Origin of the sequence: Serratia sp. 22278, from assembly GCF_052045405.1 — a bacterium.
In the GTDB taxonomy this organism is placed as follows: domain Bacteria; phylum Pseudomonadota; class Gammaproteobacteria; order Enterobacterales; family Enterobacteriaceae; genus Serratia; species Serratia marcescens.
Genome location: NZ_JBQEOW010000003.1, coordinates 301,027 through 314,145, shown reverse-complemented (window position 1 = coordinate 314,145; position 13,119 = coordinate 301,027). Strand labels below are relative to the sequence as shown.

Genomic DNA, 13,119 nt, shown 5'->3' with positions numbered 1-13,119 from the left:
TCACTGCGGGCTTTACTAGCTATCAGTGCGATAGGCACCCTCAGTTAAAATCAACGCCTGCATATCGGTGAACATCGTTTCCCATTCCGCTTGGTCGATATCCATCAAACCAAAGTAACGCAGCATAAAGGCGCCTTCGGTGGCGAGAAACGCCAGGCGCGCGCGCTTGCCTTCTTCCGTCGTCAAATCCAAACCGGCGATGCGGCTGCGATACCATTCGCGCGTGCTCGCCAGATGCTCCGGCGTTTGAATCAGCGTCGCCATCAGCCCGGCGGCCTTGGCGCTGGCGGTCTGATCCGAGCTTTGCGTCGCCAGCATATGCGCGCGCACGCCGGTCTGCGGCGAAGGATCGTCACCGGCGATAGCGGCGAACAGCGTCTCGTAGGCACTGCCCCAGCGATCGAACATGGCGTCAATCAGGGCGTCTTTGCTGCCGAAACAGTACTGCACCCCGCCCTTGGAGATCCCCATCGCTTTGGCGACGGCGTCGATGGTCAGGCCGGCGGCGCCCTGGGTGGCGACGATCTCTTCGGCGGTGTCCAAAACCTTGTCGCGATCGATGCTGCGTTGACGTCCCATTAAGAAACCCTTCTTTTCAATACGAACGTATGGATATATATTATCGCCAGTATACCACCCGGCATCGCCGGAGGGTTACCACAATGGCGGCGCCTTCGCGCCGCCCACGTTAACTGGATTATGACTTATGTACGCCAAGAACCGCTGGTTAATCCTGACAATGGTCGCCAGCGCCCTGTTCCTGATCGTCATCGATATGACGGTGTTATATACCGCCCTGCCGCGTTTAACCCAGGCGCTGGATGCCAGCGCCTCGCAAAAACTCTGGATCGTCAACGCCTACCCATTGGTGGTGGCCGGTCTGTTGCCTGGCGCCGGCATGCTGAGCGATCGCATCGGCCATAAACGGCTGTTTCTCGCCGGGCTGCCGGTGTTTGCCGTCGCGTCGCTGTGCGCCGCTTTCTCGCCTACCGCCGAGTGGCTGATCGCCGCGCGGGTATTCCTCGCCGTTGGCGCGGCAATGATGATGCCCGCCACGCTGTCCATCGTACGCCACGTCTTTACCGACGAACGCGAACGCGCGCTGGCGATCGGCATCTGGGCGTCGGTGGCCTCCGGCGGCGCGGCCATCGGCCCGGTGGTCGGCGGCCTGCTGTTGGAGTATTTCTGGTGGGGCTCGGTGTTCCTGATCAATGTGCCGGTGGTGTTGCTGGTCTGGCCGCTGGCATGGAAACTGATCCCCCGCTGCGGCGGCGATAACCCGCGCCCCGCCGATATCATCGGCTCGGTGCAGATCATGATAGGCCTGGTCGGCGCTATCTATGCGCTGAAGGAATTGAGCAAGCCGACGCCTGACGTCAGCGCCTTGCTCGCAGCGGCCCTGATCGGCACCCTGTTCCTGGCGCTGTTCGTGCGTCGTCAGCAGCGCAGCGCCCACCCGATGATCGATTTCTCCCTGTTCCGCAACCGGCTGTTCGCCGGCGGCATCGGCGTGGCATTGCTGTCGATGGTGGCGCTGATCGGCGTCGAGCTGGTGCTCAGCCAACGCTTGCAACTGGTGCTCGGTCTCAGTCCGCTGCAGGCGGCGCTGTTCATCTTGCCGATCCCGCTGGCCTCGGCGCTGGCGGGGCCAATGGCCGGTTTGCTGCTGCCGCGCTACGGTGAGCGCAGCATCATTCTCGGCGGTTTCGCCCTGACCGCCTTCGGCATCGCCGGCCTCGCCCTGTTCTATCAGAGCGGCATAGCGCCGCAGCTGGCGAGCCTGGCGTTGGTGGGCTTCGGCCTCGGCGGCGTGATCACCGCCGCTTCCACCGCCATCATGCTGAACGCGCCGGAGGAGAAATCCGGCATGGCGGCATCTATCGAAGACGTCTCCTACGAGCTGGGCGGCGTGCTGGGCGTGACGTTGCTCGGCGGGCTGATGACGGCGGTCTACAGTCACAGCCTGGCGCTGCCGGCGGCGCTGCCGGTCAGCGATTTAGCCTACGACAGCATCGACGAAGCGTTGCGCCTGGCGGCCGGAATGGCGGCCGATCGCGCGCAGCAGTTGACGCAGCTGGCGCGTCTGGCCTTTGATCGCGCCTTTATTTCGGTACTGATCGCCGCCGCGCTGTTAATGGCGCTGGGTGCGGGTGTGGTAAAACTGGCGCTGCGCAAGTAACCGAGAAAAGCGACTTTTTTCGCCTGCGGAACCTGCGTAAACTGATTCGGCAATTTGCTCGACGGATTTATCGTCATCGGTTTGAGCGATGGCAATAATGCCTGTTATCGTATTTAACCCTGCGATAAATCCGGTTACTGTAACAGCTATGGAAATTGATTCTGTCTACTATCGGAACAAATAATCAGGAGAAGATTATTATGGCAACGGCAAAGAAAGCAGCGAAAACCCATATCGGCCTTGACAGTAAACAATCGGCAAAACTCGCCGAAGCGTTGAATGCGCTGTTGGCAAACTATCAGGTGCTGTATATGAACGTGCGCGGCTATCATTGGAACATTACCGGCCCGCAGTTCTTTGAACTGCACGCGAAATTCGAAGAGACATATAACGATCTGCTGACCAAGGTGGATGAGCTGGCGGAACGTATTCTGACGTTGGGCTCGCAGCCGCGTCACGCTTTCAGCGATTATCTGAAAACCGCCGACATCAAGGAACACACCAACGTGACCGATGATAAGGGTACGCTGCGCGGCCTGTTGGAAGGGTATTCAATCTTGCTGCAACAGCAGCGTGAGCTGCTGACGGTGGCGGCAGACGCTGGCGACGAAGGCACCGCGTCGTTGATGAGCGATTACATCAAAGAGCAGGAAAAACAGGTCTGGATGCTCAACGCCTATTTGGGCAAATAACTCAGACGCCATAACAAAACAGTCCCTCACGGGACTGTTTTCGTTTTACCACTCGCAGGATACCGCAAACAGCAGCGCGCGCCGATGCTGATCGTCCAGGCGCCGCCGCACCCGGATAATATGGCGATTGCTGCACGACTGGCGTTCCAGCCAGCGATGCCGCCGACGTTGGCTCTGCCGCAACATGCGCCAGCGGCCCACTTCATTTCTACTGCGTCTCATAATTCCGTCACTCGTTCGTCTAATGCCAACCGCGGGCATTATAGCCCTTTCCGCCCGCGATCCAAGCCGCCGTTATCGGCGGCACAGCGAACGCCACGCGGGCAAAAGCCGCCCTTTCAATTTCGGCAAGTGCCTTAACTTCATCATATTTATGTAACATAAGCGCCGATAAAAGGTTTCGCCTTGCCCGATCTGTGCGTACACTCATCATTGGTGGTTTGCGAACGGGATTTTTCGCCTTTATGACAACATTTTATACCGTAATCAGTTGGCTCATGGTGTTCGGCTACTGGCTGCTGATCGCCGGCGTGACGATGCGCATTTTGATGAAACGCCGTGCGGTTCCCTCTGCCATGGCCTGGCTGCTGGTTATCTATATTCTGCCGCTGTTCGGCATCGTCGCCTATTTATCGTTCGGCGAACTGCACCTGGGCAAGCGCCGGGCCGAGCGCGCCAAGGCCATGTGGCCGTCGACCGCGCGCTGGCTGAAGGAATTGAAAGAGAGCCGCCGCATCTTCGCCACCGAATACAGCGAAGTCGCCGAACCGTTGTTCCAGCTGTGCAACCGCCGCCAGGGCATCGACGGCGTCAAGGGCAACCAGCTGCAGTTGCTCACCACTACCGACGACACGTTGAAAGCGCTGATCCGCGACATCGAGCTGGCGCGCCACAACATCGAAATGGTGTTCTATATCTGGCAGCCCGGCGGCCTGGTCGATCAGGTGGCCGAATCGCTGATGGCCGCCGCGCGGCGCGGCGTACACTGCCGCCTGATGCTGGACTCCGCCGGCAGCCTGCCATTTTTCCGCAGCCCCTACCCGGCGATGATGCGCAACGCAGGCATCGAAGTGGTCGAAGCACTGAAGGTCAACCTGCTGCGCGTATTCCTGCGCCGCATGGATCTGCGCCAGCACCGCAAGGTGGTGCTGATCGACAACTACATCGCCTATACCGGCAGCATGAACATGGTCGATCCGCGCTACTTCAAACAGGATGCGGGCGTCGGCCAATGGATCGATCTGATGGCGCGCATGGAAGGCCCGGTGGCCACTACGATGGGCATCGTCTATGCCTGCGACTGGGAGATTGAAACCGGCAAGCGCATTCTGCCGCCGCCGCCGGACGTCAACATCATGCCGTTCGAGCAGGAAAGCGGCCACACCATTCAAGTGATCGCCTCCGGCCCCGGTTTCCCCGAAGAAATGATCCACCAGGCGCTGCTGACCGCCGTTTATTCCGCGCGCGAGCAGCTGATCATGACCACGCCGTACTTCGTGCCGAGCGACGATCTGCTGCACGCCATCTGCACCGCCGCTCTGCGCGGCGTTGAGGTCAGCATCATCGTGCCGCGCGACAACGACTCGATGATGGTGCGCTGGGCCAGCCGGGCGTTCTTCTCCGAGCTGCTGGAAGCCGGCGTGAAAATCTATCAGTTCGAAGGCGGCCTGCTGCACACCAAAAGCGTGCTGGTCGACGGCCAGCTCAGCCTGGTCGGCACCGTCAATCTGGATATGCGCAGCCTGTGGCTCAACTTCGAGATCACCCTGGTGATCGACGACGACGGCTTCGGCAGCGATCTGGCCTGCGTGCAGGAAGATTACATCGCCCGCTCCAAGCTGCTGAACGCCAAAGAGTGGCTGAAGCGGCCGTTCTGGCATCGCCTGGTCGAACGCCTGTTCTACTTTTTCAGCCCGTTGCTGTAAAAGCCGCGGCGAGCGTGCTTTAATAGCGCCAAATCATTTGTTATCAGGATTTTTTTATGGATTTGAATAACCGCCTTACCGAAGACGAAACGCTGGAACAGGCCTACGACATCTTCCTCGAATTGGCCGGCGACAATCTGGATCCGGCGGATATTCTGCTGTTCAATCTGCAGTTTGAAGAGCGCGGCGGCGCAGAACTGTACGACCCCTCCGAAGACTGGAGCGAGCACGTGGATTACGACCTGAACCCGGACTTCTTCGCCGAAGTGGTGATCGGTCTGGCGGACAGCGACGGCGAGCCGATCAACGACGTGTTCGCCCGCGTGCTGATCTGCCGCGAGAAAGACCACAAGCTGTGCCACATTCTGTGGAAAGAGTGATTCGCCGCCAGCGCATCGGATAAAAAAAGCCCCGCTTATTCAGCGGGGCTTTTTGTTGCCGGCTAGCGGCGCATTACAGCGGATCGACCTTCAGGCACGAAACCGCATGACGGAAACTGCCCTCCAGCAGCGGACGCGTCTTGGCGCACTCCGGCCCGGCGATCGGGCAGCGAGTGCGGAACACGCAGCCGGACGGCGGATTGATCGGCGAAGGCAGCTCCCCTTCCAACAGCTGGATCTGCTTTTCCTTCTCCTTGTCCGGATCCGGGATCGGCACCGCCGACATCAGCGCCTTGGTGTATGGGTGCTGCGGATTGTGGTACACCTCGTCATAGGTGCCCAGCTCTACCGCATGGCCCAGGTACATCACCAGCACGCGATCGGAAATGTGCTTCACCACCGCCAAATCGTGGGCGATAAAGATCAATGACAGCCCCATTTCGCGCTGCAGCTGCTGCAACAGGTTTACCACCTGCGCCTGAATCGACACGTCCAACGCGGAAACCGGCTCGTCGCAGATCACCAGCTTCGGTTCGAGGATCAGCGCGCGCGCGATGCCGATGCGCTGGCATTGGCCGCCGGAGAACTCGTGCGGATAACGGTTGATCAGGTTAGGCAGCAGGCCGACCTTCAGCATCATCGCCTTAACCTTGTCCTTCACTTCCTGACGCGGCATTTTCGGGTAGTAGGTGCGCAGCGGCTCGGCGATGATTTCGCCGATGGTCATGCGCGGGTTGAGCGAGGCCAGCGGATCCTGGAAGATCATCTGGATATCGCTGCGGGTTTTGCGCCAGTCGGCGTCGTTCATGCCCAGCAGATCTTTACCCAGCCAAGCGACGCGCCCGCTGGTGGCCTTCACCAGGCCGATGATGGCGCGCGCGAAGGTGGATTTGCCGCAGCCGGATTCGCCGACCACGCCCAGGGTTTCCCCCTCGAACAGCCGCAGCGTAACGCCATCGACCGCCTTCAGGGTTTTCGGCGGCTGCCAGAACCACTGCTTGTCGTCATGAATGTCGAAGTGCACTTTCAGATCGGCCACTTCGAGCAGCACTTTCTTGTCGGTTACCGCTGTCATACCAACGCCTCCACCGGTTTAAAGCAGGCGCGCAGGCGCCCTTCCCCAAATTGCTCCAATGGCGGAGCGCTCGCGCACTGTTCCATGGCGTACGGGCAGCGCGGCTGGAACGGGCAGCCTTTCGGCAGCCGCAGCAGGTTCGGCGGGTTGCCGGGAATGGTCAGCAACGCTTCGCCTTCGGCGTCGAGGCGCGGCACCGCGTTCAACAGACCGATGGAATACGGGTGGCTCGGCTGGTAGAACACCTCGCGCGCGCTGCCGTATTCCATGGTGCGGCCGGCGTACATCACCAGCACCTTGTTGCAGATGCCGGCCACCACGCCCAGATCGTGGGTGATCATGATGATGGCGGTGTTGAACTCGCGCTTGAGCTCGTTGAGCAGCGTCATGATCTGCGCCTGAACGGTCACGTCCAGCGCGGTAGTCGGCTCGTCGGCGATCAGCAGCTTCGGCCGGCACAGCAGCGCCATGGCGATCATCACGCGCTGGCGCATGCCGCCGGAAAACTCATGCGGATACATGCGCATGCGCTTGCGCGCTTCCGGCATTTTCACCGCGTCGAGCATGCGCACCGACTCTTCGAAGGCTTCGCTTTTGCTCATTTTCTTATGCAGCATCAGCACTTCCATCAGCTGTTCGCCAACGCGCATATACGGGTTGAGCGAGGTCATCGGGTCCTGGAAGATCATCGAGATCTCTTCGGCCCGCAGCTTGTTGAGCTGGTTTTCCGGCAGGTTGAGGATTTCGCGGCCGTTGAATTTGGCCGAGCCGCCGATGCGGCCATTGCTGGCCAGCAACCCCATCAGGGCGAACGCGGTCTGCGATTTGCCGGAGCCGGATTCGCCGACGATGCCCAGCGTTTCACCGGCGCGCAGATCGAAGTTCAGATCGTTCACCGCCGTCACGTCGCCGTCCGGGGTGGAAAACGTGACGCGCAGGTCTTTCACGTCCAGCAGCGGCGACGCTTTAACGCCGACGGCGGTTTGCAGTTGTGGATGTTCAATGGTGCTCATGGTGGCACTCCTTAACGATCTTTCGGGTCGAGGGCGTCACGCAGGCCATCGCCGATAAAGTTGAAACAGAACAGAGTGACTACCAGGAAACCCGCCGGGAACAGCAGCAACCACGGTGAAACTTCCATTGAATTGGCGCCGTCGCTGAGCAATGCGCCCCAGCTACTCAGCGGCTCCTGCGTGCCCAGTCCCAGGAAGCTGAGGAAGGATTCGAACAGGATCATGCTCGGCACCAGCAACGAGGCATACACCACCACCACGCCGAGCACGTTCGGCACGATATGCCGCAGCACGATGTTGCGCGTGGAGACGCCGCACACCAGCGCCGCTTCGATGAACTCCTTGCGCTTCAGACCAAGGGTTTGGCCACGCACGATACGCGCCATGTCCAGCCACGACACCATGCCGATCGCCACGAAGATAAGCAGGATATTCTGGCCGAAGAAGGTCACCAGCAGGATCACGAAGAACATGAACGGGAAGGAGTTGAGGATCTCCAGCAGGCGCATCATCACCGAGTCGATCTTGCCGCCCAGATAGCCGGACATCGCGCCGTACAGGGTGCCGACGATCACCGCCACCAGCGCCGCCGCCACGCCGACCATCAGCGAGATGCGCCCGCCGATCGCCACGCGCACCAGCAGATCGCGCCCGGAGGAATCGGTGCCGAAATAGTGCCCCGATTCAACGCTGGGTGCGGCGGACATCATCGCCCAATCGGTATCGTCGTAGGCGAATTGCGACAGCATCGGCGCCAGCACCACAAACAGCGTGATCAGCGCCAGTATGAACAGGCTGCTGACCGCCGCGCGGTTGTGCATAAAACGCCGACGCGCGTCTTGCCACAGGCTGCGCCCTTCCACTTCCAGCTTCTCGCTGAAGTGTTCCAGAGCTTCGCTGTTCTTTTTAGTCAACATCATTAGCGTGCTCCAGATTAATAACGGATTTTCGGATCGATGACCGCATACAGCACATCGACGATCGCGTTGAACAGAATGGTCAGAGCGCCCACCAGAATGGTCAGGCTCAACACCAGGGAGTAGTCGCGGTTCAGCGCGCCGTTAACGAACAGCTGGCCGATCCCCGGCAGACCGTAGATGGTTTCGATCACCATCGAACCGGTGATGATCCCGACGAACGCCGGGCCCATGTATGACAGCACCGGCAACAGCGCCGGCTTCAGCGCGTGGCGGAAAATGATGCGACGCATCGGCAAGCCTTTGGCGCGCGCGGTGCGGATGAAGTTGGAGTGCAGCACTTCAATCATCGAGCCGCGCGTGATACGGGCGATGCTGGCGATATAGGCCAGCGACAACGCCACCATCGGCAAGATGATGAACTTAGGCGCGCCGCCGTTCCAGCCGCCGCCCGGCAGCCATTTCAACGTGATGGCGAAGATCAGCACCAACAGCGGCGCCACCACGAAACTGGGTATCACCACCCCGGTCATGGCGAACCCCATCACCGTGTAGTCCCATTTGGTGTTCTGGTTCAGCGCGGCGATCACGCCGGCGCTCACGCCCAGCACCACCGCCAGCAAAAACGCGGCCAGACCGAGTTTGGCGGAGACCGGGAAAGAGCTGGCCACCAAATCGTTGACCGAATAATCCTTGTATTTAAAGGACGGGCCGAAGTCTCCCTGCGCAAGCTGCGCCAGATAATGACCGTACTGTTTCCAGATCGGGTCGTTCAAATGATATTTGGCTTCGATATTCGCCATGACTTCCGGCGGCAATGCGCGTTCCCCGGTAAATGGACTGCCGGGCGCCAGGCGCATCATGAAGAATGAGATGGTAATAAGGATAAATAGTGTCGGGATCGCTTCCAATAAGCGACGAAGTATAAATTTAAGCATTGCCCTAACCCTGTGCGACAGCCTGATGACGGCTTATTATTCTCAACATGGGCCGGCGGCCTGCGCCGCCGGCTCTTACCGTATCAATGCTTGATGATGTACAGGTTTTTGTCGTACACGTTATCAAGCGGGTCTTTGCCGGTGTAGCCACCAACGTAAGGTTTCACCAAACGGGCGTTCACGTAGTAATACAGCGGAACGATGGCGGAATCTTTATCCAGCTGAACTTCCGCTTTCTGATACAGTTCGGCGCGCTCGTCTTTGCTCTTCGCGGTCAACACGTTGGCCATCAGCTTGTCGAACTCGGCGCTCTTGTAGTGCGGGGTGTTACTGCTGCTGTCGGACAGCATCATGTTCAGGAACGAACTCGGTTCGTTGTAGTCGGCGCACCAGCCGGCGCGCGCCACGTCATAGGTGCCCTGATGGCGGGTATCCAGGAAGGTTTTCCACTCCTGGTTCACCAGCTTCACGTCCACGCCCAGATTTTTCTTCCAGATGGAGGCGGCGGCGATCGCCAGCTTCTTGTGCAGGTCTGACGTGTTGTACAACAGGGAGAAGGTCAGCGGTTTACCCGGGCCGTAGCCGGCGTCGGCCAGCAGTTTCTTCGCCACTTCGTTGCGTTTTTCCTGCGTCCAGCCGAACCACTCCGGCGCGGTCAGCTTGGCGCCGTCGGTGTATGGCGGCGTAAAGCTGTAGGCCGGCAGATCGCCCTGATTTTTCACCTTGTTGACGATGATGTCGCGATCCATGCCCAGCTTCAGCGCTTCACGCACGCGCGCATCGGTGAACGGCGCCTTCTGGTTGTTGATTTCGTAGTAATAGGTGCACAGATAAGGATCGACGTGCACCTCTTTCGGGATCTCTTTCTTCAGCTTCTGGAACAGTTCGATCGGCATGTTGTTGTAGGTCATGTCGATTTCACCGGTGCGGTAGCGGTTAACGTCGGTCACTTCCGACGAAATAGGCAGGAACGTCACTTTATTGATGATGGTTTTGGCGTTATCCCAATATTCCGGGTTGCGTTCCAGTACGATGCGTTCGTTGACAATCCAGTCTTTCAGTTTGTAAGCGCCGTTGCTGACGTAGTTGGCCGGCAGCGTCCACTTCTCGCCGAATTTCTCCACCGCGTCTTTGTAAACCGGCTTCATGGCGTAGTGCGGGGTCATTTCAACCAGATAAGGCACCGGCTCGCTCAGGGTCACCTGGAAGGTGTGGTCGTCGATGGCCTTCACGCCCAGCGTCGACTTGTCTTTTTTGCCGGCGATGATGTCATCAACGTTTTCCACATGGGCGTACTGCAGGTAGCTGGCGTAAGGCGACGCGGTTTTCGGATCCACTACGCGCTGCCAGCTGTAGACGAAATCTTGCGCCGTCACCGGCTTGCCGTTGGACCATTTGGCGTCTTTGCGCAGGTGGAAGGTCCAGACTTTGAAATCCTTGTTATCCCAGCTTTCCGCGACGCCCGGCACGATGGAGCCGTCCGGGCTGTTGTTCGCCAGGCCTTCCATCAGATCGCGGGTCACGTTGTTTTCCGGCACGCCCTCGATTTTATGCGGGTCAAGCGACTGCACTTCGGAACCGTTGTTTTTGACGATTTCTTGCTTGTCGGCCAGTTGCACGCCTGCAGGAACGTCGGCGGCAAAGGCGGAGGTGGTTGCTGTGATGCCCAGCGCGGCGATGACGCCGGCGGCAATGAGCGTTTTCTTCGTGATGTTGGTCATACTTATCGACTCCAGTTTTTATTATCACAGGCTCTTCGTGGAACCTGCGTTGCCCGTAAGCGGACTCTGTTTCCCGCCGCCGCGGAACGAATGCGGCGGCCGGCCTTCCCTATATTCCTCCGCGAGCTAGCGGGAGGAATACCCCTTTTACTGCTTGATAATGTACAGATTTTTAACGTCGGTATAGTCCAGCGGATCTTTGCCGGTGAACCCGCCTACCGTCGGCTTAATCAACCGCGCGCTGACGCGGTAATACACCGGGATCAACGCGGAGTCTTTGTCCAGCTGCGCTTCTGCCTGCTGATAGAGCGCGGCGCGCGCGGCCTCATCCGGCGCCTTCAGCGTGGCGGCCATGATGGCGTCGAACGCCGGGCTCTTATAAAACACGGTATTGATGCTGCTGTTGGACAGCACCAGGTTCAGGAACGCGCTGGGCTCGTTGTAATCCCCGCACCAGGTGGCGCGCGCCACGTCGTATTGCCCCTGATGGCGGCTTTCCAGCGAGGTCTTCCACTCCTGATTGCGCAGCGTGACGTCGGCGCCGAGGTTCTTTTTCCACATCGACGCGGCGGCGATCGCCTGCTGTTTGTTTTGATCGGAGGTGTTGTACAGCAGCGAGAACTTCAGCGGCTTGGCGTCGCTGTAACCCGCTTCCGCCAGCAGTTTCTTGGCTTCGGCGTTGCGCTGTTCCTGGCTCCAGCCGGCCCACGCGGGCGGCGTAAAGTTGGCGCCTTCCGTAAAGGTCGGCGTGAAACTGTAGGCCGGGATCTGCCCCTGGCCCATGATCTTGTTGGCGATGATGTCGCGATCCAGCGTCATCTTCACCGCCGCACGCACCCGCGGATCGGTGAACGGCGCCCGCTGGTTATTGAGTTCGTAATAGAAAGTGCACAGATAAGGGTTAACGTGCAGTTGCTCGGGCACTTCGCGCTTCATTTTGACGTACAGGTACGGCGGGATCGCGCTGTTGGTGATGTCGATCTCGCCGCTGCGGAAGCGGTTGACGTCGCTGACTTCGGAAGCGATCGGCAAGAAGGTCGCCTGATTGATCACCGTCTGCTTGTTGTTCCAGTAGCTCGGGCTGCGCTCCAATACGATGCGCTCGTTCACCACCCACTCTTTCAGGCGGTAAGCGCCGTTGCCGACGTAGTTGGCGGGCAACGTCCATTTATCGCCGAATTTCTCCACTACCGCGCGTTTCACCGGTTTGAGCGACGTGTGGCTCAGCATGCTGATGAAATATGGCACCGGCTCGCTCAGCGTCACCTGCAGCGTCTGGTCGTCCAGCGCCTTGACGCCGAGGGTCTGCGGAGGCTTCTTGCCGGTCAGGATGTCGTCGATATTGTCGACTTTGGTGTATTGCAGGTAGCTGGCATAGGGCGAGGCGATTTTCGGATCGGCCAGACGCTGCCAGCTGTAGACGAAGTCTTGCGCGGTCACCGGACTGCCGTCGCTCCACACCGCGCCGGGGCGCAAGTGGAAGGTCCATTGCTGATAATTCTGGTTTTCCCAGCTCGCCGCCGCCGCCGGCACCACATGCCCGTTGGCGTCGGTGCTCACCAGCCCTTCCAGCAGGTTAAGAATGATATTGCTTTCCGGTACGCCCTCGACCTTATGCGGATCCAATGAAGCCACTTCGCTGCCGTTGTTGATCACAATATTCTGCTGCTGCGCCAACTGAACGCCGGCCGGCACTTCCGCCGCCAAACTGCTATTTATGGCGCCGACGCTCAGCGCGCCGCTAATCAACAAGGTCAAAGAAGTGCGCTTCAGGGTTTGCTGCATAATCGAGGCTCCTTTTCACCGACAAGCATCGCTTATCGAAGTTTGTGAAGTGTTTATAAGAATTCTAAATAAACGGATACCAGCAAAAATCATTCCCGTTTTTATGGCGCATTTCAGTTAATTGACCACGGGAAAGTTGCTCGGAAATTAGCAGAAGCCAAATTCCATAGCCAATAAATTTTACGAAAATGTTAAGCAATTCTCTTTTATCGCACGAAGCCCGATCCGGCCCCCAAGCTCGGGGACGCGGAGAAACAAAATCATCGCTATGATTTTAAAGAAAAAAAAGACAAAATCATTTCATTTGAAACCATCAACGCAATCTCATTACCGCACAAAGAAACATTCAGTTAACAATCCAGACATTCAAAGAACAAACACCTGCCTATGGTCGGTTAATCACTAATAACACCTGGATGAAAGTGAGACAAGCCCCACAGAATGATGTGATTAATTTAACAACAGCTTTACCGTTGAGTGGGGGCAAAACGCGC

At 58.7% G+C, this 13,119-nt stretch carries 12 protein-coding genes; 4 read left to right on the top strand and 8 right to left on the bottom strand.

Features of this window, described 5'->3' with window-relative positions:
* Window positions 1-15 precede the first annotated feature (15 nt).
* On the bottom strand, window positions 16-579 hold the full coding sequence (locus ACTJJ6_RS08880) for a TetR/AcrR family transcriptional regulator (protein WP_025303067.1): 564 nt from the start codon (window positions 577-579) through the stop codon (window positions 16-18).
* A 127-nt stretch (window positions 580-706) separates the two neighbouring features.
* Here ACTJJ6_RS08880 and smfY point away from each other — a divergent pair, with 127 nt between their 5' ends.
* Window positions 707-2,179, top strand: coding sequence for a multidrug efflux MFS transporter SmfY (smfY, locus tag ACTJJ6_RS08875; RefSeq protein ID WP_016927498.1), 1,473 nt, complete (start codon window positions 707-709; stop codon window positions 2,177-2,179).
* A gap of 200 nt (window positions 2,180-2,379) precedes the next feature.
* On the top strand, window positions 2,380-2,871 hold the full coding sequence (locus tag ACTJJ6_RS08870; RefSeq protein ID WP_004932132.1) for a Dps family protein: 492 nt from the start codon (window positions 2,380-2,382) through the stop codon (window positions 2,869-2,871).
* A 45-nt stretch (window positions 2,872-2,916) separates the two neighbouring features.
* Here the strand turns inward: ACTJJ6_RS08870 and ACTJJ6_RS08865 are convergent, their stop codons facing one another.
* Window positions 2,917-3,093 carry a YciY family protein gene (locus ACTJJ6_RS08865; protein ID WP_025159792.1) on the bottom strand — a complete coding sequence of 59 codons (177 nt, stop codon included), beginning with the start codon at window positions 3,091-3,093 and terminating at the stop codon, window positions 2,917-2,919.
* Window positions 3,094-3,335: 242 nt separating this feature from the next.
* On the opposite strand from ACTJJ6_RS08865, the gene cls reads away from it, so the two are divergent.
* Together cls and ACTJJ6_RS08855 are read left to right on the top strand one after the other, a co-directional pair.
* Complete coding sequence (gene cls / locus ACTJJ6_RS08860; protein ID WP_004932137.1) at window positions 3,336-4,796, top strand: cardiolipin synthase; 1,461 nt, start codon at window positions 3,336-3,338, stop codon at window positions 4,794-4,796.
* A 56-nt stretch (window positions 4,797-4,852) separates the two neighbouring features.
* On the top strand, window positions 4,853-5,176 hold the full coding sequence (locus tag ACTJJ6_RS08855) for an HI1450 family dsDNA-mimic protein (protein ID WP_004932139.1): 324 nt from the start codon (window positions 4,853-4,855) through the stop codon (window positions 5,174-5,176).
* Between the two features lie 73 nt (window positions 5,177-5,249).
* Here the strand turns inward: ACTJJ6_RS08855 and oppF are convergent, their stop codons facing one another.
* The 6 genes from oppF to ACTJJ6_RS08825 form a co-directional block, all read right to left on the bottom strand.
* Window positions 5,250-6,251 (bottom strand): murein tripeptide/oligopeptide ABC transporter ATP binding protein OppF, encoded by a 1,002-nt coding sequence (oppF, locus tag ACTJJ6_RS08850; RefSeq protein WP_004932143.1) that lies wholly within the window; start codon window positions 6,249-6,251, stop codon window positions 5,250-5,252.
* Window positions 6,248-7,264: an ABC transporter ATP-binding protein gene (locus ACTJJ6_RS08845; protein WP_016927496.1), complete on the bottom strand. Its 1,017-nt coding sequence runs from the start codon at window positions 7,262-7,264 to the stop codon at window positions 6,248-6,250. Before ACTJJ6_RS08845 ends, oppF begins: the two co-directional genes overlap by 4 nt.
* Before the next feature lie 11 nt (window positions 7,265-7,275).
* Window positions 7,276-8,184, bottom strand: a complete 909-nt coding sequence (gene oppC / locus ACTJJ6_RS08840) for an oligopeptide ABC transporter permease OppC (protein WP_004932149.1) — start codon at window positions 8,182-8,184, stop codon at window positions 7,276-7,278.
* A 14-nt stretch (window positions 8,185-8,198) separates the two neighbouring features.
* Window positions 8,199-9,119 (bottom strand): oligopeptide ABC transporter permease OppB, encoded by a 921-nt coding sequence (oppB, locus tag ACTJJ6_RS08835; protein ID WP_004932150.1) that lies wholly within the window; start codon window positions 9,117-9,119, stop codon window positions 8,199-8,201.
* An 83-nt stretch (window positions 9,120-9,202) separates the two neighbouring features.
* Window positions 9,203-10,840 (bottom strand): oligopeptide ABC transporter substrate-binding protein OppA, encoded by a 1,638-nt coding sequence (gene oppA, locus ACTJJ6_RS08830; protein ID WP_016927494.1) that lies wholly within the window; start codon window positions 10,838-10,840, stop codon window positions 9,203-9,205.
* A 147-nt stretch (window positions 10,841-10,987) separates the two neighbouring features.
* Window positions 10,988-12,625 carry an ABC transporter substrate-binding protein gene (locus ACTJJ6_RS08825; RefSeq protein WP_016927493.1) on the bottom strand — a complete coding sequence of 546 codons (1,638 nt, stop codon included), beginning with the start codon at window positions 12,623-12,625 and terminating at the stop codon, window positions 10,988-10,990.
* Window positions 12,626-13,119: the final 494 nt, after the last annotated feature.